The organism is Wolbachia endosymbiont (group A) of Philonthus cognatus (genome assembly GCF_947251755.1).
Taxonomy (GTDB): Bacteria; Pseudomonadota; Alphaproteobacteria; order Rickettsiales; family Anaplasmataceae; genus Wolbachia; species Wolbachia pipientis.
The window spans coordinates 1,086,310-1,110,983 of record NZ_OX366388.1; the positions used below are offsets into that span (position 1 = coordinate 1,086,310).

General features: G+C 35.4%; 21 protein-coding genes and 2 pseudogenes. 19 read left to right on the forward strand and 4 right to left on the reverse strand.

What is annotated here, in order from left to right; genetic code table 11:
- Positions 1-10 precede the first annotated feature (10 nt).
- The 3 genes from OPR21_RS05085 to OPR21_RS05095 are packed head-to-tail and all read left to right on the forward strand — an operon-like array spanning position 11 to position 3,854.
- Positions 11-505 (forward strand): hypothetical protein, encoded by a 495-nt coding sequence (locus OPR21_RS05085; protein ID WP_265029721.1) that lies wholly within the window; start codon positions 11-13, stop codon positions 503-505.
- The gene (locus OPR21_RS05090; protein WP_265029722.1) at positions 502-1,686 is read left to right on the forward strand and encodes a helicase RepA family protein; all 1,185 of its coding nucleotides are present in this window, start codon (positions 502-504) and stop codon (positions 1,684-1,686) included. The genes OPR21_RS05085 and OPR21_RS05090 overlap by 4 nt, the downstream gene beginning before the upstream one ends.
- 35 nt (positions 1,687-1,721) lie before the next feature.
- Positions 1,722-3,854 (forward strand): AAA family ATPase, encoded by a 2,133-nt coding sequence (locus tag OPR21_RS05095; RefSeq protein ID WP_265029723.1) that lies wholly within the window; start codon positions 1,722-1,724, stop codon positions 3,852-3,854.
- 422 nt (positions 3,855-4,276) lie between these two features.
- Here OPR21_RS05095 and tnpC read toward each other — a convergent pair whose 3' ends face one another.
- Positions 4,277-5,620: an IS66 family transposase gene (gene tnpC, locus OPR21_RS05100; protein ID WP_265022247.1), complete on the reverse strand. Its 1,344-nt coding sequence runs from the start codon at positions 5,618-5,620 to the stop codon at positions 4,277-4,279.
- Between the two features lie 694 nt (positions 5,621-6,314).
- On the opposite strand from tnpC, the gene OPR21_RS05105 reads away from it, so the two are divergent.
- Entirely contained in the window at positions 6,315-7,166 is an 852-nt protein-coding gene (locus OPR21_RS05105) for a BRO-N domain-containing protein (RefSeq protein ID WP_264686500.1), read from the forward strand.
- 546 nt (positions 7,167-7,712) lie between these two features.
- Here OPR21_RS05105 and OPR21_RS05110 read toward each other — a convergent pair.
- The gene (locus OPR21_RS05110) at positions 7,713-8,126 is read right to left on the reverse strand and encodes a hypothetical protein (protein WP_265029724.1); all 414 of its coding nucleotides are present in this window, start codon (positions 8,124-8,126) and stop codon (positions 7,713-7,715) included.
- Between the two features lie 259 nt (positions 8,127-8,385).
- Here OPR21_RS05110 and OPR21_RS05115 point away from each other — a divergent pair, with 259 nt between their 5' ends.
- On the forward strand, positions 8,386-9,732 hold the full coding sequence (locus OPR21_RS05115; protein ID WP_174515809.1) for an IS110 family RNA-guided transposase: 1,347 nt from the start codon (positions 8,386-8,388) through the stop codon (positions 9,730-9,732).
- Here the strand turns inward: OPR21_RS05115 and OPR21_RS05120 are convergent.
- Both OPR21_RS05120 and OPR21_RS05125 read right to left on the reverse strand, forming a co-directional pair.
- Entirely contained in the window at positions 9,698-10,438 is a 741-nt protein-coding gene (locus tag OPR21_RS05120; RefSeq protein ID WP_265029725.1) for a hypothetical protein, read from the reverse strand. The genes OPR21_RS05115 and OPR21_RS05120 overlap by 35 nt on opposite strands.
- Positions 10,404-11,636 (reverse strand): hypothetical protein, encoded by a 1,233-nt coding sequence (locus tag OPR21_RS05125; RefSeq protein ID WP_265029726.1) that lies wholly within the window; start codon positions 11,634-11,636, stop codon positions 10,404-10,406. Before OPR21_RS05125 ends, OPR21_RS05120 begins: the two co-directional genes overlap by 35 nt.
- A gap of 217 nt (positions 11,637-11,853) precedes the next feature.
- On the opposite strand from OPR21_RS05125, the gene OPR21_RS05130 reads away from it, so the two are divergent.
- From OPR21_RS05130 to OPR21_RS05195, 14 genes and pseudogenes are all read left to right on the forward strand, one after another.
- Positions 11,854-12,318 (forward strand): crossover junction endodeoxyribonuclease RuvC, encoded by a 465-nt coding sequence (locus OPR21_RS05130; protein ID WP_265029727.1) that lies wholly within the window; start codon positions 11,854-11,856, stop codon positions 12,316-12,318.
- Between the two features lie 102 nt (positions 12,319-12,420).
- Complete coding sequence (locus tag OPR21_RS05135; RefSeq protein ID WP_265029728.1) at positions 12,421-13,626, forward strand: DNA modification methylase; 1,206 nt, start codon at positions 12,421-12,423, stop codon at positions 13,624-13,626.
- Between the two features lie 28 nt (positions 13,627-13,654).
- Positions 13,655-14,137 carry a hypothetical protein gene (locus tag OPR21_RS05140; RefSeq protein ID WP_265018064.1) on the forward strand — a complete coding sequence of 161 codons (483 nt, stop codon included), beginning with the start codon at positions 13,655-13,657 and terminating at the stop codon, positions 14,135-14,137.
- Positions 14,138-14,156: 19 nt separating this feature from the next.
- Positions 14,157-15,635, forward strand: coding sequence for an ankyrin repeat domain-containing protein (locus OPR21_RS05145; protein WP_265029729.1), 1,479 nt, complete (start codon positions 14,157-14,159; stop codon positions 15,633-15,635).
- Positions 15,632-17,467 carry a phage terminase large subunit family protein gene (locus tag OPR21_RS05150; protein ID WP_265029730.1) on the forward strand — a complete coding sequence of 612 codons (1,836 nt, stop codon included), beginning with the start codon at positions 15,632-15,634 and terminating at the stop codon, positions 17,465-17,467. The genes OPR21_RS05145 and OPR21_RS05150 overlap by 4 nt, the downstream gene beginning before the upstream one ends.
- Complete coding sequence (locus OPR21_RS05155; RefSeq protein WP_265029731.1) at positions 17,457-17,699, forward strand: gpW family head-tail joining protein; 243 nt, start codon at positions 17,457-17,459, stop codon at positions 17,697-17,699. The genes OPR21_RS05150 and OPR21_RS05155 overlap by 11 nt, the downstream gene beginning before the upstream one ends.
- A gap of 26 nt (positions 17,700-17,725) precedes the next feature.
- Entirely contained in the window at positions 17,726-18,757 is a 1,032-nt protein-coding gene (locus OPR21_RS05160; protein ID WP_265030309.1) for a PDDEXK nuclease domain-containing protein, read from the forward strand.
- A pseudogene (locus OPR21_RS05165) lies at positions 18,757-19,665 on the forward strand (phage portal protein); the annotation flags it as partial. The gene OPR21_RS05160 and the pseudogene OPR21_RS05165, both read left to right, overlap by 1 nt.
- A gap of 227 nt (positions 19,666-19,892) precedes the next feature.
- Positions 19,893-20,840, forward strand: coding sequence for an IS110 family RNA-guided transposase (locus OPR21_RS05170; RefSeq protein ID WP_265029711.1), 948 nt, complete (start codon positions 19,893-19,895; stop codon positions 20,838-20,840).
- A 229-nt stretch (positions 20,841-21,069) separates the two neighbouring features.
- Positions 21,070-21,579, forward strand: a pseudogene (locus tag OPR21_RS05175) (phage portal protein); the annotation flags it as partial.
- Positions 21,576-22,649, forward strand: a complete 1,074-nt coding sequence (locus tag OPR21_RS05180) for a S49 family peptidase (RefSeq protein WP_265029732.1) — start codon at positions 21,576-21,578, stop codon at positions 22,647-22,649. The pseudogene OPR21_RS05175 and the gene OPR21_RS05180, both read left to right, overlap by 4 nt.
- Positions 22,650-22,753: 104 nt before the next feature.
- Positions 22,754-23,014, forward strand: a complete 261-nt coding sequence (locus OPR21_RS05185; RefSeq protein ID WP_265029733.1) for an ATP-binding protein — start codon at positions 22,754-22,756, stop codon at positions 23,012-23,014.
- Positions 23,015-23,021: 7 nt separating this feature from the next.
- On the forward strand, positions 23,022-24,215 hold the full coding sequence (locus OPR21_RS05190) for an AAA family ATPase (protein ID WP_265029735.1): 1,194 nt from the start codon (positions 23,022-23,024) through the stop codon (positions 24,213-24,215).
- Positions 24,216-24,285: 70 nt separating this feature from the next.
- Positions 24,286-24,654 (forward strand): head decoration protein, encoded by a 369-nt coding sequence (locus OPR21_RS05195; protein WP_265029736.1) that lies wholly within the window; start codon positions 24,286-24,288, stop codon positions 24,652-24,654.
- The last annotated feature ends 20 nt before the right edge of the window (positions 24,655-24,674 follow it).

The window sequence follows — 24,674 nt, forward strand, 5'->3', positions numbered from 1 at the left end:
AGGAGACAATATGTTATCAGATTTTTTAACTGATTTTAATAACGTGAAACTGCAAAGCAGTTTAATACCGAAAGGTACAATAGTCAAGGTAAAAATGGCAATAAAGCCTGGAGGTTATGAAAATTGGTTCACTAAAAGCTATGCTACCGGCAGCATCTATTTAAACGCTGAATTTATTGTTACTGAAGGTCCATACGCAAAACGCAAGATTTTTCAAGTAATTGGTATAAAAAGTGGCAAAGCAAGCGTTGAAGGAGAAGATGTTTGGGGAGAATCTGGTCGTTCCATGCTTAGAAGTATTTTGGAGTCAGCACGAAATATTCATGCACATGACACTTCAGAGAAAGCAGTGATTGCTAGAAAAATCAACTCTATAGCTGATTTTAACGGGTTAGAGTTTACTGCAAAAGTTGGTATTGAAGCCGACAGTAGATACGGAGATAGAAACAGAATTGCTACAGTTGTTACTCCAGAACAAAACAATAGCATTGAATCTCCGTTTTGAAGTACGACGAGGAGAAGCTCTGGATTGCTGTAATTGAGAGAGCTATCAAAGATGCAGCAGGAAAAAATCTAGAGCTAAAGAAAGAAGCAATTAAATGGTTTGATTCAGAGTCTTTTGAAACTGTTTGTGAGCTAGCTAATCTCAGCTCTAAACGTATGAAAAGTATGTATGGGGGTTTTATGCAGAGAAAGGAAATAAAAGGATTATTGATTGATAATATTAAGAAGTGTGTACCTTACCTAATTCCAAACGGTAATTTTTATCGAGAGAGGACTTATGTTGGCAACTGTGACGGGGATATGATTACAGTTAAAATAGTGGGTAAAGAAGCTGGAAATTGGCGTAATTTTACTAAAGGAATTAGTGGTGATATTATTGATCTTTGGACTTTAGTTAAGGGTGATATAAATTCCGCTAAGAAGTGGTTAAATACTAAGGAAAACACAACAGAACATAAAATTACATCGTTTTCAGCAAGGCATTACTTAAATGATAAATCACCAATGCCAAAAGATATAATAGGCCCAAGAATTCTAACTCCAAGTGGTCTTTTAGTTATAGGTGGAACTCCAAAAATAGGAAAAAGTAATTTTCTACTTTCCATGTTAGTACATTTAGCTGCTGGAGTATCATTTCTTGGTATGAAGCCTGCAAAGCCACTTAAGATATTCTATCTACAGAATGAAATGGAATATGATTACATAAGAGAGCGCTTACAGAAGCTAAGAATCAGCAAGAAAACCCTTGATGTAGGGACAGAAAACTTAGTCATCACTCAAAAAATAAAACTAACCTTGAATGTGGAAGAAATAAAAGAAATTATGTACGAAAATCTCGATGTAAAAACAGTTGACGTTATAGTGATAGATTCTCTTTTTGATTATAGGAGTATGATCTCTTTTCTGAAAAATGATGTTGATAAACTACGTTCTATAACTAATCCTATGGCCGGAGTAATCTTTACACATTATACCAAAAAAGTATCCACAACTACGTTAAAAAAGAATCCATTTCAAGCATTGAGTGGTGCTAATGTTTTAAGAAGTTTATATACATCTGGAGTAATGATATTTAGGCCAGAAAGGAATACTCTGCAATTGATGTACGAACTTAAAAACGGCAAACCAATACCAACAAAATTCATAAACATGGTTAACGGACGCTGGATAGCCACAGCTTAACCAAATTTCTAAACTTTAAATATATTGGAGATTTTATGGGTATCTATTGTGATTTTAATACTGCAGCTTCACGAAAAAATGCATCGTTAGTAGAAAAAGAACAGCTTAAAGCTCAGCTTCTGTTAAATATCAGATCATGCCTTTCTTATCTATTGCCAAGAGGAACTTTTCATGGTGATAAGTTTTATGTAGGCAATATACAAGGTGATAAAGGCAAGAGTCTAGTAGTAGAATTAAGTGGCAGTGAAACTGGCCTATGGCATGATTTTGCAACAGGAGAAGGTGGTGATATCATTGATCTTTGGGCAGGAGTACATAGAAAAAGTACGAGAATAGAGTTTCCTGAAGTAATGACTTCTATAGCTCAGTGGCTTGGTCATTTCAAAAATTCAACTGCATATTGGGATTATTACGATGAAAACGGCCAAGCTATTGTTAGAGTCTATCGTTATGATGATAATAATGGAAAGCGATATCTTCCTTTTGATATAAAAAAATCTGACTTTGGTGCACCGAAGATAAGGCCACTATATAATATTCCAGGTATTTTAAAGTCCGATAAAATTCTTCTTGTAGAAGGGGAAAAGTGTGCAAATGCTCTCATAGAGCAAGGTATTACTGCCACAACTGCAATGTCTGGAGCAAATGCAGACCCAAATAAAACAGATTGGACACCACTCAAAGGTAAACATGTTATTATTTGGCCAGATAATGATGAACCAGGTAAGAAATACGCTGAAAAATCTGCTATGAAACTTACTTGTCTTGGAGTTGAAGAACTTTGCATTTTGGAAATACCTAAAGATAAACCAAAGGGTTGGGACGCTGCTGATTGCGTGAAAGAAGGTATAAATGTTGAAAAATTCTTATCTTCAATTCTTCAAGTTCCATATGTGAAAAAACTATCAACTACCGAGGAATTCTCGAAAGTTCAGAAAGCAGGACGTCGCATTTCACTTTCAGCAATTCCAGTAATAAAGTATTTAAACGATAAATCACCAATGCCGAAAGACATAATAGCTCCAAGAATTTTAACTCCAGGAGGACTATTGGTGTTTGCAGGTGCACCTAAGGTTGGAAAAAGTGATTTTCTTATTTCTTGGTTATTACACATGGCAGGAGGAATTCCATTTTTGAACATGATGCCCACAAGACCTTTGAAAATCTTTTACTTACAAACTGAAGTTGGCTATCACTATATGCGTGAACGTCTTCAGCAGATTAAACTAAATGAAGAACTTCTTGAAATTGCTGGATATAACTTAGTTATTACACCACAAGTGGAGTTACTTCTAAATGATGATAGTATAGAGATTATTGTAGATAAAATAGAAAGTTCATTTGGCTCTAATGCAGTTGATATAATAGCAATAGATCCACTACGCAATATTTTTGATGCCGGCGAGAATAGTAGTGAAAATGACAACAATGCTATGTTATTCTTTCTACAAGAAAGGGTTGGTAAATTGAGAAAGCTGGCTAATCAAGATGCAGGAGTTATTTTAGTACACCACACAAAGAAGATGCAAAAGAAATCATTGGAAGAAGACCCATTTCAAAGTTTTAGCGGTGCAAGCAGCTTAAGGGGATTTTATACTACAGGAATAATTATGCACAGACCAGATGAACAACAAAGTAAACGTCAACTAATCTTTGAGTTACGTAATGGCCACGCTATTGCATCAAAATACATTGATAAGATTAACAATAACTGGTACGTAGTTGATTATGAATCGCAAAGACTTGTGAACAAAGATTATGGCCAAAGGTTAGATGCAGAACGTTTGCGTAGGTATGATACTATTCTACAATTAATTTATGATGAAGCACGGAAGGGACGTCTATATACAATAAATTCGTTCTGTCAGGCATTTGAGAATAAAGCAGGTCTTGGTAGTCAACATTCGATCCGTGAACGTATTGATACTTTAGCTACAAAAGGCTATATAAAATTTAACAGAGAAGGTAAAAATGGAGCAAGAACTAGATATGGGGTGCTTTGTGTTGCAGGCATGGAAAAGAAAAGTAAGGTATTTGATCATCAACTGAATAAAGAAGTGACAATTTATGAAAAGGTCTTACCAACCGACTATAAATCACTGGAGAATGGTAGCATTTTACCAGTTGAAAATCCGAATACTTGGGTTCATCATAGCATCTGCAATTAATAAAATTAAAATAGAAAATATGAGTTATTTCAGTCTTCGGATTTGCTCAGTTTGTCTTCAGAATTTGCTTAGTCTATGCAGACTGAATTTAGTAAGGATGAAAGAAATGCGAGATTTTCAACAACTTAGAGGGATTGTTGAATTTTATAGCTGCAGACTGAGCAATAGGGAAAAAGTTCAGGAATATAGAGGGTTTTGTTCAACTTTCAGTTTTCAGAATAACTCCTATTATTATATAATAATAATATAGTAGTATGACTTTAAAACATACTACTCTGTTTGTTTCTCTTTTACTTACAATAATAAGTTATGTATATGTGTAAAGCTCTCTTTCAAAGTTATCTGATAAAAGAAATGAAAGAAAACGCTCAGAAAAAACAAATGGCCCGTAATTGCGGTAACCGTTCACGGAATATTCCCAATTAGGCAGGAATAGCGACTAAATTCTGTAGTTTCTGGACAGGATTCTGATCATTCAAACGTGCAGTCAAAAATATCGAAAGCATTCTTTCAATGAACTTTTCTCCACGTTCTGACCAAGTGAAAAAACTATTTTTACGATAAATGACGTACCGTCTAGCCTGACGTTCTGCAAGGTTATTGGTTGTCTCGATCAGATCAGGATTGCGCACGAATCTCCACATCATATCTTCAGAACGTAGTATATTGGCAGCCATTCTCGAGGCCTGAGTTCCTTTTGCAACCCTTGTTATCTCTCGCAAAAAATGTTTCACCCTTTTTCGAATCTTCCTCATTAACCGGAAAAATCTTAAATTGTCTATCAGGTTTTGTTTACGTGCTCTATCTACCACAAATACCCTGTTGCTCAGCGATTTTAATGCTGCGCCAATTCTGCTCACTTCAACATTTTTACTGTAAAAAAACCTTTCAAAGTCCCTTGCTAAATGGGCCCAGCATATCTGTCTGTTTTCACGATTAAAGTAATTATACGCAGCATACCTATCGCTTATAACTATTCCATCATACTCTGGCAATAGCCCTTTTAATATCTTCTTTCCGCGAGATCCAACTAACTTCATAAGTGTTGCTGTTTTATTCGTTACTACCCAACTCCAACCTTTCTTTCCCTGGTTCCTATGGCTTGTTTCATCTATATGTAAATACTTGCTTTTCCGTAGCTCTTCTCTTATTTTTTCGTATTCAGATATACATTTTTCTGATACTCTACCCTCGGTCTTTGATACCAAACCTAGGCTTATATTCAGATTAAATATGCTGCTCAAAATTTGCTGTACTTCCCTTTTTGAATTGATAAAAAATCCACTAAAACTGCTAATTACTGCTTTTGCATTAGCTCCTAAAAGATCCCTTGTCACACCTTCAGGCAGACTAGCTGAGATCCTTTTCTTACACGCCTTACAGTAGCCTTTTTGTAGCCTATATTCAGTCACTATCGGTTTAATTTTTGGCAATTCAACCTTTTGATGCACAGTTTCTTCTTCTAAAATAACTTGGCTTCCACACATGCAAATTGTATCAATTGAACATTTTACCACCTCATCTGCTACCATCAATTCCCGCTTGTGCGCTTCATGTCCTGGCTGCCCGCCTGGTTTTTTATCGCTCTTCTTTTTTGTCTTTTTGCGATATACATCTTGCGATGGTGGCAGCGATGAATTTTTTGAATTTAAACCCAGCTTATCCTCTAGCTCAATTATTTTTGTCCTTAACTTATCATTCTCTGCTTTCAGAGTACCAACTTCTGACTCCAATACCACAATCTTTTCTTGTAGCACCTCTATCATCAACCCCTCATCTATCTAGTTTATTGTTTTTTATACTAATTATGCAATTTTTGTAAACTACTTTCTTATACCGTGAATGGACAAAGTTGATAAGCCTAAACGCCATCATGTCTTTAGGAGAGTCTGCTAATGAAGGCTCTTAAGTTGACGCCATTGCGTGAACGGTTACGTAATTGCGTTTTAAAGCCATTCTACAACTTCAGGGTACAAATATAACACTAAGACCTAAATTACTTATGTAGAGTAGCTTAAAACTCGACCACGAGGCATCTCTAAATTATTTTTTACTTTAAACTTTTACTTGCTTATAAAAAAAACCTTACTTTAGCTTATCACGTTTTTTATTTGTTGTAAAATATCTTTTCAAAAAGGTGAACAGTTTTCATAATTTCGGTATAGCAAAGTATGTCAGTAGAACAGCTTTTGTTTAAAATCTCTGAGCAATTAATTGCAAAACTCTCAGTAATGAAATCAGCAAATTGTAGATGAAGCTCAAGGAAAAAAGTCTCTAGCTACTGCCATAGAAGAAGAAACAGAAGCTCGTAAAACTTGATTGCCGCTTAAAATGGAGACAAAGATCAAAATTTACGCCCCCAATTTTATCATACATAAGGGAGACAAAACTTCTACTATTTATTAGTAATAAAAAGCAACTTAGTTTATATTTGATTTTTAGAATAAACATATTTTCAATATGATTGACACTTTAACTTTAAAAGAAGGGGATATTGAGACTACTGCATTTGATAATAACAATGTAACTAGAGTATTACACAATGGAGAGTGGTGGTATGTAATAACAGAGGTAATAGCTTTTCTCACAGGTAGTAAGAACCCATCTGATTACCTAAAAAAGATGAAAAGCAGAGATATAGGGCTTTCTGAAGGATGGGGACAATTTGTCACCCCCCTTGAAATTAAAACAAAAGGTGGTAAACAGAATGCTAATTGTACAAATGTTGAGGGGTTATTGCGTATCTTACAGTCTGTTCCTTCCAAAAAGGTTGAGCAGTTTAAACGTTGGCTTGCAAAAGTCGGGTATGAAAGATTACAAGAATATGAAAATCCAGAGCTGGCATTTAAACGAGCCTATGCTGATTATGTTGCAAAAGGATACTCTAAAGAGTGGATACAGAGGAGAATGCAATCCATATCTGTAAGAAATCAACTCACAAAAGAATGGGATAACAGAAAAATATCCGACCATAATAATAAGCATCTTGAAGGCAAGGAATATGCAATATTGACAGATGTGATCTCTCAGGCAACTTTTGGTATCAGGACTAAAGAACATAAAGATCTAAAGGGTCTAAAGAAGCAACCATTAAGGGACCATATGACACCAATTGAGCTAATTTTCAACATGCTTGGCGAACAAGCAACTATTGATGAAGTAAAAATCAAAGATGCACAGGGTTATTATGAGAATTTAGAGGCGGCAAAAGATGGTGGTAAAAATGCTAGTGTAGCAAGAGAGGCATTTGAAAAAGCGCGAGGTGTAAAAGTTGTTTCTTCGGATAATTTTCTCAAGAAGATTAAAGATTGAGGTTTTCACTGTGAGAAGAAAGGAATCAAAACATTCTCTGCTAATTTTAGCCGATTCTACTACAACACTGTTCTTTAAAGCGTTTTAGAGGGTTGTTATAGCGTTATTAGTGATTTGGATAGGGGGGGGGAAGATAGCATCTTTATCAAAAACCCATGTAACCTCTTTAAAATCCCAGTAAACAGTTCTTTCCAAAATGGAAACAACTCAGGTATCTAGAAGTTCCGTTTAGCGGGTTCTTAAAGCTCTTTAATTTCTGAGCTACATTCAAATTATTTTAACTTTTTTTCAGAAAATCCCGGAAAAAGTAGTGAGAAATCCGGTATATATATTATAGAAGGGCATTGAGTGTAGATGTGCTTCAAACACAAAAGCCGGCAAACGAACAGAGTAGAAAAGATTGAAGAAAGCAAAAGAAACAAGGTAGGTTTTTGGTGAGTTACGTAATTGAGAATTTATATTTTTTTAAATAAGACAAAAACTGTATTTTAAAGCTAGATGTGACTTTAGGGTAAAATATACTACTTTTACTTCTCGTCAACACAGTTAACGAACTACCAAAGTAAAAGGGTTAATACGGTAACCATAATCTTTACGCGATGATCCAGGCCAACCAACTGTTTGAATCACATCATTACGTTCGATGTTTAGTCCTAACTTTTTGGCTAATGTAGTTTTTATTGTTCTTTGAATTGTGTTTATTGGTTTTCTAATGTAATGTTCTGGATCTGCTTCTGGATCAAGATTTAGGCGCTTTTCTATTTCAGTTATGCGAAGCAACATGTGTTTTTCAGGAGGTAATTCTTTTTTACAATCATTCAAAAATTGTTCAAATAATATGCGAAAAATCCTCATACATGCTACAGCTTTCTTATTTAGAATCTCTATATTGTTTACGTAAAGTGAGCCCTCTATCAATTGCAACTTTAGCAATTCCTTCTCTTTAGGAGCGTCGAACAAGAAAAAAATCTTGTTAAACCGGAAAGAAACTATTTCTTCACTTCCATAGCAATTTTTATATATAATTTATCAAGAAGTACTTCTGCAGTTATAACCGACTGATCAATGGTGCTTAAGTGCCCGTTTAGGAGCGTGGTTTTGGAGGAACGGTTAAACCACTGATGGAGTCTATTATGACTACCTCGATTAGAAGATTGTATAATCTAACCGTCCCAAGCTTAAGTGCTTCTCCATTATAAGTTATAGTAGGATAATTACCATGATAAAGGCAAAAAGTAAACTAGAAATAGTGAATCCTGATACAGCAGGAATTGATATCGGCTCAGCTGTACATTATGTATGTGTACCTGAAGGAAGAGATGAACAACGTGTCAAAAAATTTGGATGCTTTACAGTTGATCTTCATAACTTAGCAGGGTGGTTAAAGAAATGTAAAGTTAGAACAGTAGCTATGGAATCAACAGGAGTATATTGGATTCCTTTGTTTCAAATACTTGAGTCATATGGATTTGAGGTAAAATTGGTAAATGCACGATATATTAAGAACGTGCCTGGTAGAAAATCCGACGTTCAAGACTGTCAATGGTTACAACAATTACACAGCTATGGATTACTCCATGGGTCGTTTAGACCTGATGATCAAATGTGTGTGTTGCGTAATTACGTTAGGCAACGTAGCAACCTGATTGAAAGTGCATCCACACATATTCTACGTATGCAAAAAGCGTTAATTCAAATGAACGTTCAATTACACAAAGTCATAAGTGATATTACTGGAGTGACCGGTATGCAAATTATCAAAGCAATAATTGAAGGTGAAAGGAATCCTGAAAAATTATCAGAATTGAGAGATGTACGGATAAGAAATGATAGATCTACCATGGCAAAAGCGCTAAAAGGCGACTACAGAAAGGAACTCTTATTTGTGTTAAAGCAAGAATTTGAATTGTATAATATTTATCAGGAAAAAATAGCAGAATGCGACAAAAGCATCGAACAATATTACAAAACATTTGAAACAAAATCTGACGAGAATAAGCGATGCAGCAAAATAAAGAATAGGTTTTCAAAAAACAGACCAGACTTTCCTTTACACGAAGAACTGTATAGAGTAACCGGTATTGATTTTACTAAAGTTCCTGGGCTTGATGTGCTAACTATACAAACAATTATCTCAGAAGTTGGTTTGAACCACGATAAATGGCCATCAGAGAAGCACTTTACTTCTTGGTTGGGGCTAAGTCCTGCTAATAAAGTTACAGGGGAAAAAGTATTTGGGACGAGAACTCGCAAAGTTATTGCTCGTGCTGCAAATGCTTTTAGGATGGCTGCCCAGTGTGTGTCAAGAAGCAACAGTGGGATTGGTGCATATTGCAGAAGGTTAAAAAAACGACTAGGAGCACCGAAAGCGATTACCGCTACGGCTAGGAAATTGGCGTGCATTTTTTATAGTATGCTAAAGTATGGACAGGAATATGTAGAGAAGGGCATTGATTACTATGAAAAGTTATATAAGGAAAAAATAGTGAAGACTCTAAGCAAAAAAGCTAGTGAATTTGGTTATGTCTTGATTAAAAAAGAGCTACTAGCAGAAAGAGTTTCTTAGAAGGTTCAATTAGATTAAGTGCAGTATGTAAGATTTGCATTGAAGTATTTGGTATGAACTCTAGTACTCCTCTTTGTGCTGCTTCTTGGAATACTTCAATTAAAGTCTTATGCTGAAAGAAAAGGTCAACCATTTTTACTATGGGCAAATCAAGAGGTATGTTTGATGGATTTTTTCTCAGTATTATTAATACAGTTGGATTAGCTTTAAGCTTATCTATCGTTAAGAATGTTGGATTGGTGCAAAAATCAAGTATGATTAAACTTACAATCTTACCTTGTCCACCAACATGATAAACTCCACTTTCCACTTTTTGCCACATAAAATTTGTATCACTTAGCTGACCTTCAAACCAATTCATAAATTTCTCTGGGTTAAAATATACAGATAAGCGGTGAAATCTTTGCTTCTTGTAGGTATTAGGTAAAATATCACGGTTGCAATTTTCACAAATTATATTATCGCATGCTTCGTTAAAGTCCTCATCAATGAAAATCTCATTGTTACAGTATGGATCAACTATATTTGGCCAATCTAATTTATCTTGTCTACGAGAGCAGATAATGTAAGACCTCTCCTGCATCTTAATTAATTCAAGATCTGACAAATACCTTGCTGCTTTGATGTAATTTTGATTTGGGTTAACCCAAGAGCTGCCAGAATTAAGAAGATCAGAGATTTGCTCTTGGCAAGATTGTAAGACCATAAAATTGTTTTATGTATGCTTTAAAATCCTCTCTTTCCCTTTTATTCAGAGGATGTTCAGAGTAGTAAATTGCTATATACTCATCACTTCGCTTGAAAAATAAGCCTATCTTTTTGCCTTGAAATATTACTTTAATCGACTCTATAAGTGGCACTATGTTTCCTACAAATGGCTTTAAAACATGCAATTCCGGTGCAATAGGATCATATGGAGCGACAGTCAAAGTGATATTAGTATAGCTGTAATTGAAACGATTTGACTGAAACTTTAACTCAAAAACACGAATATTTGAATCAGATTCATTAATACAAGTTTCTATAAATTTATGCACCTGTTCCGCGAAATTTTTATCCTGCACATCTACAAAAATACATTCGCAGCCAAAGTAACAACTTGCAATGCTATTTGCTATTTCTATAGCTTGATCAATATTTCTAGCACCAAGATCTACCTGAGTGCCATTTAGTAGAAAATCCAAAATCATCCACTCTGCCTTATGGCCATGAATAACTTTGTTTGAATTTAACAACAAATCTATATCGCTAGCTTTTCGTATTAACACATATAAACGATTCTGATGATAGAAGAAACCTTGTAGTTGACTCTCGAAACTGTCATTTCTCTTAATGTTATCTTCTTTCAGTATTTGTTGTATGATTTCCTCTGAGATAAAGTCCTTAAATGGAGTATTTGGTCGTCTTGGTATTTTTTGTAAGGCAAAAGACATGAAACTCTTTCTTTGTATTTTTTCAAAGTGATAGACAGACTTTAAAAGATTGTAATCTGCATGAAACAGTAGAAACAGCAAAGACTTCTTATCATATTTATTATTATTTTTTACAAGGTAGGATTTCATGAGTTCCGTAGTTAATGCAGATCTTGCAATTTCACTGACAGTAACTTCTAGTTTTGCACGGTCAAAACAGGTAATCAAGTAGTAAGTAACGAGAGAATCGGAATAATTAGCAATAACTTTACGTTTGTATTGTACAGATGTATTATCGTAACTTTCATCATCAAAGAGTTGAGCGTTTAATTTATCTTTAAAGGAGTTTTGAAAAATAATATTTAATTGCTTACCAGAAAGTGAATCTATCCAAGACTGACGTATTTTTGTATTGTGAAAACGATCAAGCAAATGGTTAACAGGTACTTCTAAATCATCTTCCCAAAATTTACGATTTGGATAAATGTTCATAAGAAACTAACCACACCATAATAACATAATAGACTATTTAAATAGTTAAGATAGAAATCTGAAAGTCTTGACCAATAATTATGCAAGGGCTGTTTACTGATTTTTAACCAAGTTTTTTCTAAAAAGTTTGCTTAAGAAGAAGATTTTTTGGACAAAAATTTTTCAAATCCTGAATATATATTATATAGCACTCTAGCGAAACAAATTCTGAATATAAATGTCAATCCTAACACTGGACCTTGGCAAACAAACGGGCTGGGCAATTCTAACAGATGGAGTAATTGAAAGTGGGAGCAAAAGCTTTCATGGTAGCCGTTTTAGCGGAGGTGGCATGTGCTTCTTGAATTTTCGTAATTGGCTTAATTCTTTGAAAGACATTTCTGTAGTGTATTTTGAGGAGGTGAGAAGACATTTAGGAACTGATGCAGCCCATTGCTACGGTGGGTTTCTTGCAGTGCTGTCTGCTTGGTGTGAAGAACATCACGTACCATACCAAGGTGTTAATGTTAAAACTATAAAACGCTTTATAGCTGGTAATGGCAATGCAAGTAAGAGTGAAGTTATTGAAGCGATACGTGAAAAAGGGTTTTTTCCTAAAGATGATAATGAGGCAGATGCTTTGGCATTAATGTTCTACGTTATGAATTTTAGTAAAGATTTTAACACATTAAAAATACCGTAAAAGTGGGTCCTTTCGGCCATAATGGCGGGTTTGGTGGGTATGACCCCAGGCCTTCTTTAGCGTCAGAGATATTTTGAATATTAACTTTTTAATTATTAAGATATGAATTTAGCAATCCACTACTATCCTGTTGAAAATCTAGTCGAATATGAGCGTAATCCACGTAAGAATGATGACGTAGTAAATAGAATGTGTGCTTCAATCAGGGAATTCGGCTTTCGTATTCCAATAGTTGCAAAAAGCGATGGAACTGTGGTTGATGGTCATTTAAGACTTAAAGCAGCAAGAAAACTTGGTATGGAAAGTATTCCAGTAGTCCTCAGTGATAATTTAAATGAACCACAAACTAAAGCTTTTCGACTGCTTGCCAATCAATCAGCTAATTGGGCAAAGTGGGACGATGATCTTTTGAAGGTGGAAATTCAAGAGTTAGAAGATTTACAGTTTGATCTTAAAATGACTGGATTTGAATTAGAAAAAGTTCAACATTTCCTTGATGATTTAGATAGTGAAAAAGAAGATCTTTCTGACTTAGCTGTTGATGACAAAAAGGTAACAAAACCAGGTGATCTTTGGATTTTAGGTGATCATAGAATCTATTGTGGTGATAGCTCTGTAGTTGAATCATTTAAAGCAGTACTGGGCGATAAAATGGCAGACATTACTATTTGTGATCCTCCATACAACGTTGATTATGGTAATAGCCAAGACAAAAAGATATTAAACGATAATCAAGGTGAAAGGTACGAACTTTTTCTCTATGATATTTGCACTCATATTTTAGCATACACCAAAGGTGCAATTTATATCTGTACATCATCATCAGAATTTTCGACGTTACAAAAAGTATTTGAAGAAGCAGGTGGTCGTTGGTCAACATTCATCATTTGGGCAAAGAATCATTTTACACTAGGAAGATCTGATTATCAAAGACAATACGAAGCAATGCTCTATGGATGGAAAAGGGGCAATAAACGTGAGTGGCATGGGGGTAGAAATCAAAGTGATCTGTGGTTTTATGATAAGCCAACACATAACTCATTACATCCAACAATGAAGCCAGTAGAGCTAATGGAGAGAGCAATAGTAAACAGCAGCAGATCAGGAGACATAGTACTTGATCCATTTAGCGGTTCTGGAAGTACACTGATTGCATGTGAGAGAACAGGAAGAATTTGCAGGACAATAGAGCTAGATTCAAAATTTGTAGATGTAACCATAAAACGTTGGCAAATATATACCGGAAGAGATGCCCTTTTAGCCAGTACTGGTAAAACTTTTGCGGAAATTCAAGAAGAAAATTCGTAAAAAGGAGCGAAAAGAGAGGAGGAAAAGAGTGGAAAAAATCACACAAACAGAATGGGCAAGAGAGATAGGAGTATCAAAGCAATATGTCTGTTATTTAGTAAAAAAAGGAATAGTTGAGTTGGAGGATGGACTCATTGACCGAGAACAAGCAAACAGGGCTATAGAAACAATCAGAGATCCAAGTCAACCACTGAGAAGAAAAAACTATTCAGAAAGCGGAGAAAAACTTTCCACGATGTTGCTTAAAACGCGAATAAAAAATGAAATGGAGCGAGGTAAACTTCTTGAGGCGAAAGCTAAGGCTGAGATAGGAGAACTTGTAGCAGTAGAGGAAGTAAAGCGCGATGCATTTAATGTAGCAAGAGTTGTGCGTAATAATTTGCTTAATATTCCCAATAGGGTTTCAGCACTGCTTGCATCACTGAGTGACACTGAAAAGATTCATATGGCGCTAACTGAGGAGATTACAAACTCATTACAAGAATTATCTAATACTAAATTTCAAATATAAAAAAGATTTTGAATATAAAATGGCTGATAACTTAAGTTTGGAGTTAATAAAGTGTCTAATTAATCAACCTGGATTAGATGTTAATGTCAGAGGATTAAATGGAAAGACACCACTACATTGTGCTATAGAATTTGATGAATTAAGCATGGTGGATTTGTTACTCACGAAGAAGAACATTAATCCTTTTGTGGAAGATAATGAAGGTAAAACATCTCTTGATTACGCCAAAGAAGGGAAAAAAGCAGAAATATTACAAGCACTAATTAATAACAAGTACGGGTCAGAACAAGATAGCTTACTTCATTTAGCTGCAATGATAGGTGAAATTAATGCAGTGAGATATTTGATCAGAAAAGGTATTAACGTTAATGTACGAAATGCTTTGCATCATACGCCATTACATCTAGCAGCAGGGATAGGACATGCAGAAGTTGTAAAGATTTTGATAAGAGAAGGAAATGCTGAAATCGAGGTTTTTGATGCACGAAATCAGACACCGATGCACTATGCAGTTAACAACAAAAAATTGGAGATAGTAAAGTTATTACTGGAGCTAGGAGCAGATGTAAATAGCGCACGTGTAGGACAAAACTCGATGAAATTATCACCTGTTCATATAGCTGTAAGTAATACTAATTACGATGAAAGAGATTTATGTCTTGATATCCTCAAATGCTTAATAAAGGAGCCTAATGCTCAAGTGAATCTACAAGACTACGAAAATAAAACACCACTACATTACGCTGAAAGACTTAAAACAATAGAAGTTTTACTAACGCGAGAAGATATAGACCCTCTGGTAAAAGACGATAGCGGCAAGACACCATTTGATTACGCTAAACCTGAGATAAAGAAGGCTTTGGTGAGTAATAAATACGGTTCTGAAAAGAATAGTCTACTCCATTTAGCTGCACAAATGGGAGAAATTGAGCTTGTAGATACAATTTTAAAAGAAGAAATCGATATTGATATTGTAAATAATAAAGGTCTATCACCGATTTACCTTGCTGCAGAAAAAGGGCATTTACATGTAGTAAAGTTATTGCTGAAAAAAGGAGCAAATTATACACATGTTCTGCACTTAGCAATCAAGTCAAATAATTTAGAATTGCTAAAAACTTTATTTAAAGAAAAGAGCATCAAATTACCAGACGAGATAGGCAAGTCTGTACCAGTTTATTATAGGTGTATAGGACATAGAGATGCAAAAGTAAGAAAATACAATAGTGTGATCTGTGTTTTTACCTCAGTAAGTGCAGTAGCAATGGCAGCATATATAGGTTTAACAGCAACAACAATAAGCAATGCTATCATTTTTGCAACAATAACAGGAATACTTGCGCTTATTATAGCACTAATGATAAGTGAGATGAGCAAAAGATATATAGAAAACGAATTTCAGAAAAAGATGTTTATGGAATTGGAGGAGTGTGGAGGAATAAACTCTACTGTTAACAATATTGAGATAGAACCAATTATGAGTAGATGCAGACAATGATATACGCTAGAGCTTTTTCTGAAGGTTTAAGACCAGATCCAGAGCTTAAAGTATCAGAGTGGGCAAATGAGTATCGAGTTTTAGCAGCAACTGCAGCATCAGAGCCAGGTAAATGGAGAACAGAAAGAACTCCTTATTTAAAAGAAATCATGGATTCACTTTCTCCGTCCTCACCAGCAGAAAAAGTAGTATTCATGAAAGGAGCGCAGATTGGAGGAACAGAAGCTGGTAACAATTGGATAGGCTATATTATAGATCAGACTCCTGGTCCAATGTTAGTTGTGCAGCCAACAGTTGAAATGGGAAAGCGTTGGTCAAAAGGAAGATTTGCGCCGTTAATAGAGAGTACGCCATGTTTAAAGAGTAAAGTAAAAGACCCAAGGTCAAGAGACTCAGGCAATACTGTACAAAGTAAGGAATTTCCAGGTGGAATAGTAGTAATAACTGGAGCAAACAGCAGTGTAAGCCTCCGAGCTATGCCAGTAAAATATCTCTTTCTTGATGAAATAGACGCCTATCCAGGAGATTCAGGAGGTGAAGGAGATCCGGTTTTACTCAGCATAGCTCGTACCAATACATTTGCACGGCGAAAGATTTTTTTAGTATCAACGCCAACAATTCATGGAATAAGCAGAATTGAGAAGGAATTTGAAGCAACAGATAAGAGATATTTTTTTGTACCATGTCCACATTGTAATTACTATCAAGTTCTAAAATGGTCACAAATTAAATGGGAAAACAACGACTCAAGAACAGCACATTATGTCTGCACTGAATGTAGCGGCAAAATAGAAAATCATCAAAAGACAGAGATGCTTGAGCGTGGAGAATGGAGACCTACTAATAGAGTAAAAGGTGAGAAAAAAGGATTTCATCTTTCAAGTCTTTATAGTCCAGTTGGCTGGTATAGTTGGCAACAAGCAGTAGAGGACTTTCTCCATGCAAAGGAAAGCGAACAATTACTGAAAGTTTGGATAAATACAACGCTTGGAGAAACTTGGGTAGATAAAGGAGAAGTACCAGATTGGAAGCAATTATTTAACAGGAGAGAATTTTTTCCCGTAGGCACAGTACCAAAAGGCGAAGTAGTTCTCACAGCAGGTGTTGATGTCCAAAAAGATCGTTTAGAAGTAGAAGTTGTAGCATGGGGAAAAAGCCGTGAAAGTTGGTCAATAGACTACCGAGTATTTGAAGGAGATACTGGAGGAGGAGAAGTATGGGGAAAGCTTTCGGAGCTCCTCAATCATCATTTTATCGGTGAAAATGGGCTTGAATATATGATAAGCATGATGGCAGTAGATGCTGGATATGCAACGCAAGAAGTATATAACTGGGTAAGAGGTCATCAAGGATCTGGAAGAGTAATGGCAGTCAAAGGTGTAAATAAAGCCCTAGTGCCACTTAGCAGCCCAAGTAGAGTAGATGTAACAGTTGGTGGTCAAAAGCTAAAGAGAGGAATAAAGCTCTGGCCAGTTGGAGTATCAATATTAAAGTCAGAGCTTTTTCAATTACTTAATATTTTAAAAGAAGAAGGAAAAGCTCTACCTGGGTATTGTCATTTTCCAGAGTATGCACCTGAATATTTTAAGCAGCTAACGGCAGAGCAATTAGTCAGCAAGGTAGTAAAGGGATATACCAAACAAGAGTGGCAAAAGGTGAGAGAAAGAAATGAAGTGCTAGATTGCCGGATTTATGCGAGAGCAGCATCTATTGCTCTTGGTATTGATAGGTGGTCAGAGGCTAAATGGAATAGTTTGAGTGGAAAAATGGAAAGCAAAAAGCCTAAAAAATTAAGACAGAGTAAATGGCTTAGTAGTCAAAATGTACAGTGAAGAATTAAAAAAAAACATAGTTGATTTAACTCAAGTTGAGAAAGCAATTCAAAAACTGCAAAGCGGAGAAAGAGTTGTCTCAATTGCATATGGTGACCATGTTGTGCGGTACGGGGAAGTTCAAATAAAGGATTTATTGGAGCTCAGGCAACGAATAAAAGCGGGGTTAAAAGTTGCAGGTGTGAAGCCAAAGAGGAAAATTGTTTTTTCAACGAGTAATGGGATTATATAATGATAAAAATCGTTGAAAGGAACCGTATGACAAAAATTATAGCAAAAGAATATACAGAATTTTTAGATCAGCTGAAAGAGCAGATTGCTACTAGTCGTTATAAAGCAGCAAGAACAGTAAATAAAGAGCTACTACTACTTTATCATTATATTGGAACACAGATTCTAGAAAAACAAAAGAGCCAAGGTTGGGGATCCAAAGTAATTGAGCAGTTAAGTAGAGACTTAAAGGCTGAGTTTCCAGAAATGAAAGGTTTTAGCACAAGAAATCTAAAATATATGAGGCAGTTTGCAGGGGAATATCAAGATATTGAATTTGTGCAACAACTTGTTGCCCAATTGCCATGGGGACATAATGTATTTCTGATGGACTTAGTTCGAGACAAAGAAGCGAGGCTATTCTACATAAAAGAAGCTATAGAACATGGCTGGTCAAGAAACATCATGGTAATGCAGATTGAACTTGGGTTACATAAACGTCAAGGAAAGGCTATCACTAATTTTAAAGAGAAGTTACCTTCACCTCAATCAGATCTAGCGCATTACACGTTAAAAGATCCATATATTTTTGATTTTTTAAGTATAGGAAAGGATGCTCATGAAAGAGAAGTAGAAAAAGGTCTTGTAGGACATATGGAGAAGTTTTTGTTAGAACTTGGTGAAGGCTTTGCATTTGTTGGTAGACAATTTCATTTAGATGTTGGTGATGAAGACTTCTTTGTCGATCTATTATTCTACCATCTAAAATTACGTTGTTTTATAGTAATTGAATTGAAAGATAATAAGTTTAAACCAGAATACGCCGGTAAAATGAATTTCTACCTTTCAGCAGTAGATGACTTGCTAAAACACGAGACAGATCAACCATCTGTAGGATTAATTTTATGTAAATCTAAAAATGATGTACTAGCAAAATACACTCTAAAAGATATGACAAAACCAATAGGACTAGCAGAATATCGAATAACTGAAAGTCTACCAGAGAATATAAAGACAGCTTTACCAACGATAGAGGAATTAGAAGCTGAGTTATCTAAAGTTTCAGATCAGGAAAAGTAATGCTACTTAAGTCATTCAAACAACTATTCAACAAGCCAAAAATCAAAAGTTCAGCGTGGGATGGAGCAGGCTCAGGAAGAAGATTTTTTCACTTTCAACCAGAGTCAGGAAGTATAAACAATTTGCTGTCTCAAAGCCTTGAAACTTTACGTAGTAGATCACGTGATATGGTGAGAAAAAATCCATATGCAGCAAATATCATTGATACAATAGTAAGTAACTCTATTGGAACAGGAATAAAACCACAATCAAAAGCAAGAGATGGAGAATTTCGAAAGAAAGTACAAGAATTATGGCTAAAATGGACAGATGAAGCAGATAGTAACGGAGTAAGTGATTTTTATGGATTACAAGCTCTAGTGTGCAGAAGTATGATAGAGGGAGGAGAATGTTTTGTACGTTTAAGAACGAGAAAGCTGGAAGATAGATTTTCTGTACCATTACAACTGCAAGTACTTGAGTCTGAACATTTAGATAATAAAACAAATCAAACTTTAGGAAATGGTAATGTAATAAGAAACGGGATTGAGTTCAATAGACTTGGGCAAAGAGAGGCATATTACTTATTTAGAGAACATCCAGGAGAAGGCTCATTTGGAGAATCAGTGAGAGTACCAGCAAATGATGTTTTACATATTTATAGACCATTAAGACCTGGGCAAATCAGAGGGGAGCCTTGGCTTTCTAATATACTGCTGAAGCTTTATGAGCTTGATCAATATGATGATGCAGAATTAGTGAGAAAAAAGACAGCAGCAATGTTTGCTGGATTTATTACGAGACTCGATCCAGAAGCAAATATCATGGGAGAAGGTGAAGCAAGTGAGCAAGGAGTAGCATTATCTGGCCTAGAACCTGGAACTATGCAACTTTTAGACCCAGGTGAGGACATAAAATTTTCAGAACCATTGTAAGTTAAAAATGTGATATAAAAGAGATAAGAGGGAAAGATAACCCTACTCACTATAGGAATAGGGCTATCACGGGCATGTGCGACCGAAGAGCCATTGGTATTACAACCGTTCAGATCAAGGTACACTAGCCCCATCTCTCGATACGTTTGAATAGTTGCATGGGACATATGTATGCACCCGTTTACAATCTTAAATTAATTAAACTATCGAGGTTATTTATTATGATTACATCTTATCAAAATTTCATTGGAATTGATATCGGAAAATTTAAAAATGTTGCCGCAACTCACAACCAAAAGAGCACTATCAAGTTTGACAATGATGCTACTGGTTGGCAACAGTTGTTTCAAAAATTTTCAGATATCCTACCTAATTCTCTAGTAACTTTGGAAAACACTGGAAAATATGAGCTTGGCTTAGCACATTTTCTTGTTGATAAGAATGTTGCTGTACATCGAGCTAATACTCGCAAAGTAAAAAGCTTTGTCATATCTCATGGAACTTTAGCAAAGTCTGATCAATCAGATGCAAGAGCTCTTGCTCAATATGGATGTGAACGCTATAGTACTCTATCTCTATTTGTGCCTATGTCAAAAGAACAAACAGCCTTAGTTGCACTTTGTCAACGACGTGATGACATTACACAAATGAGAGTTCAAGAGAAATGTAGACTGAAAGCACCTGAAAACGAGCATATAAAAGAAAGTTGCCAAAAAACCATTGACTTTTTTAACGGTCAGATAAATGAGATCAATAATGCAATACAAAAAATCATTGATGAAAATCTAGAGTTACAAAAGCGCCAAAAAATACTTAGAACAGTACCGGGAATAGGTATCAAGTTATCTCAAGATTTTGTATGCCTGATGCCAGAACTTGGCTACTTAAACAAAAAAGAAGTTGCAAGTCTTGCTGGAGTTGCCCCGCATCCAAAAGAAAGCGGTAAAACTATTGGTTACCGAAGGATAACAGGTGGTAGAAGCAATGTTCGTGCAAAGCTTTTTACTGCTGCTATGGCTGCTGCAAAGTCTAAATCTGTACTTGGTGCTTTTTATTCTGATCTCATTGGTAGAGGTAAAAAAAAGATGGTAGCTATAACAGCTCTAATGCGTAAAATTATAGTGATTGCTAATGCAAGACTTAAAGAAGCAGTCAACGTAAATTTTTAAAATCTGCATAGAAAATAGGTTGATGAATATGTGCGCCCACACAAATTTAAAGCACATATTCATCAACCATACGGTCTAAGCAGTGGTAGTTGTTTGATATAAATTTCTTTCTGTAGTAAACTAGGGTTTTTGTTACCAAAAATACATTTTTTAATTGAATAAAAATACAAAGTTATAAACAAGAGTTGTAATAAAACTAAATTCAAAAAATTTAAAAAAACATAGTTGATCAGATGTTGGAGGAAGCTATGAAGCATTCATGAGACAGCAACTGAGGGCAATAGCGATTGGTACAGGGATAACATATGAGCAGCTAACAGGAGATTTAACAGGTGTTAATTATTCATCCATTCGAGCAGGGCTGATAGAGTTTCGCAGAAGGTGTGCAATGTTACAGCATAACGTGATAGTGTTCCAGTTTTGTAGACCTATTTGGAATAGATGGCTAGAATTAGCAGTACTTTGTGGAGAACTCTGTATAGATGAAAAAGTAGTAAAAGCAGCGAAAGAAGAAGTAAAATGGATACCACAGGGATTTGATTGGGTAGATCCACTGAAAGACCAGCAAGCACAGCAAATGGCAGTAAGGAATGGATTTAAGAGTCGATCGGAAGTAGTATCAGAAATGGGTTACGATGTTGAAGAAATTGACCAAGAAATAGCAGAAGATCAAAGACGTGCAAGCGAACTGGGCTTAAGTTTTGATTCTGAGGTTACTGCAAATCAAGAGGTGATATGAAACAACAATGGCTAAACAGATGTGTAATGGTAGAACCAAGGAGTTTTGAGTTACTGTCACTACAAACAGGAAAGCAGCCTATCTTTAAAAATATAAAACATGCAGTAAGAAATAGTGAAAGAGGAATAGTACCGATACATGGCATTTTAACTAAAAAACCTGGTGCATTTGATGAAATGCTCGGAATGACATCATATGAGCAAATAGAAGAACAAATTACACAAGCATTAGCAGATAGTAGCATAGAGACAATTATACTGGAAATAGATAGCCCCGGAGGAGAGGTAAACGGTATATTTGACCTAGCTGACTTTATTTATGAATCAAGAGCAAAAAAGAGGATAATAGCGATAGCAAATGATGATGCATATTCTGCTGCGTACGCTATAGCCTCTAGCGCTGAAAAGATTTTTCTCACCCGCACTTCAGGAATTGGGAGTATAGGAGTGATAGCAAGTCATATAGATCAAAGTGAATTTGATGAAAAACAGGGAATAAAATATACCACAATATTTGCAGGAAGGCGTAAAAATGATTTAAACCCGCATGAGCCTATTAACTCTGAAGGTTTAGAAAGTTTGAGAGAGGAGATAGATCGTTTATATGAGATGTTTGTGCAGCTAATAGCACGTAATCGAAACCTTTCCACGGAAAGAATCAAATCAACAGAAGCAGGGCTATATTTTGGCGAGAAAGCAATAGAGATAGGACTTGCTGATGGAATTACGACATTTTCAGAATTTATTGACAATTATAGGAGTAACATGACTAAAACTGAGATAAAAGAACACGCAATTGATTTTGATGATCTAATTGAACAAGGAAGATGTTTAGGGTATGAGAGCTGCCGCACGGAAGTATTAGAGGTAATAAGATTATGTAATTTATCAAAGATGCCAGAAAGGATAGAAGAATTTATAAAACAGAACATGAGTCCGAAACAAGTGCAAGAGGTATTAATGTCGATATTAGCCAAACAAGTGGAGAAGACAGAGATAATGAGTACGATACCACAGAATTCAGCAGAAGACTTGATGATACAGGTGGCGAAAAATCGAGCAGGCATTTGAGACTCTTTACCGCGGTATATCACGCTAACATAAGCCGCGGTAAAATAAAATTGATTATCTTATAACTGCGGAATATAATGCTAGCATACGTCGCGACAAATTGTATGAACGAGCCAATAATTGGTAGAGAAAAAGAAATAGCTATTTTAGAAAGTAGGCTTTGCTCACAATTTGCTGAGTTTATTGCAGTGTATGGTCGACGTCGTGTGGGAAAAACATATTTAATAAAACAATTTTTTAGCAAACGTGATGTAATCTTATTTGAGCAGACAGGCCTTAACAAAGGTAACTTAAAGGCGCAGCTTGAGATCTTTGCAGAATCATTGTCTAAATTTTTACAATTGCGTAAGGATAACTACGCCTAAAGACTGGATGGATGCGTTACATCAATTAACTCTTTCGATTGATATGTATAGGGATAAACAAGTTGTGATATTTTTTGATGAGTTACCATGGCTAGCTGCACGAAAATCAGGATTCTTAGTAGCACTGGAACACTTTTGGAATGTGTATTGGACATACCGAAAAAAGCTAAAATTGGTTGTGTGTGGTTCAGCAGCTTCTTGGATGTTAGAAAATTTAATATATAATAAAGGTGGATTACATAATCGTATTACTGCAAGAATACGATTGCAGCCTTTTAACCTATGCGAAACTAAAAAGTATTTAAGATATTTAGGAGTTAATCTAAACAATCAGCAGATATTACAGATCTATATGGCAATGGGAGGAATACCACATTACCTAAAAGAAATAAGTAAAGGACTGTCAGCAGCACAAAATATTAATGAGATCTGCTTTCAGAAGGATGGCTTGTTATTTGATGAATTTGATATGTTGTTTCACTCTTTATATGAAGAACCAGAGACATATGTAAATATTATTCGCACGATTGCAAAAAAGCCAAAAGGAATCAGCAGAAAAGAACTGATAAAAGCAATAAAAATCACTGAAGGAGGGTACTTAACTACTAAACTAAAGAGTTTAGAAGAAGCAGGGTTCATAGGAAGTTTCACACCATTGAATAAAGCAACAAAAGGAGTATATTACAGGGTAATGGACGAATATGTGTTATTTTATCTAGAGTGGATTGAACCATTCAGAGAAGTAATGAAGAAGGCAATAACAAGTGATATTCATTATTGGGAGTTAGCAATAAAAAAACCAGCGTGGCAAACATGGGTAGGACAAGCATTTGAAACAGTGTGTTTAAAACATGCGAATACAATTAGAAAAAAATTAAATATAGGTCATATATGGAGTATATGTGGAGATTGGCAATATCACCCAGAGAAAAACAGTAAAGAAAGAGGTGCTCAAATTGACTTAGTGTTTGAGCGAGAAGATGAATGTACAACGCTATGTGAAATAAAGTACAGTGACAAACCTTATATAATAACAAAAGAATATAAAGAACAATTAAGAAAAAAAGAGGCAATTTATAAAGAAAAAGCTAGATCAAGAAAGCAGATATTCTGGGTGCTTATTGCTGCAAACGGAGCAAAAGAAAACCAGTACTTGAAAGAAATAATCGACAAAGTGATTACGTTAGAAGATTTACTTTAACTTAACATCGAAATTTTAGAAAAACTTACGCAGTTTTTTTTATAACAAACATAGTTGATAGGAGAAAAAAATGACAAGCATAACTGAAGCAAATAATTTAGGAGATCTTCTGAAATATGAAGTATCCAGTCTATACTCAAGAGATCAGATAACAGTAGCAAAAGGGCAGAACCTAAAGCTTGGTACAGTAGTGGCTCTCGATAAAGATAGCATGGTTAAGATAATAAATCCAACTGCCACAGATGGCACGCAAACAGCGATAGGTGTAATAACAAGTGATGTAAACGCAACGGAAAACACCAAAGCAGTAATCATTACACGTATAGCAATGCTAGCAGATTATGAAGTTGTATGGCCAGCAAATATCACTGAAGAACAGAAAGCTGAAGCAATAAAGCAACTTGAAGTACGAGGAATCATTGTCCGCAAGGGAGCTTAAAAAAACTATTAAAAATACAA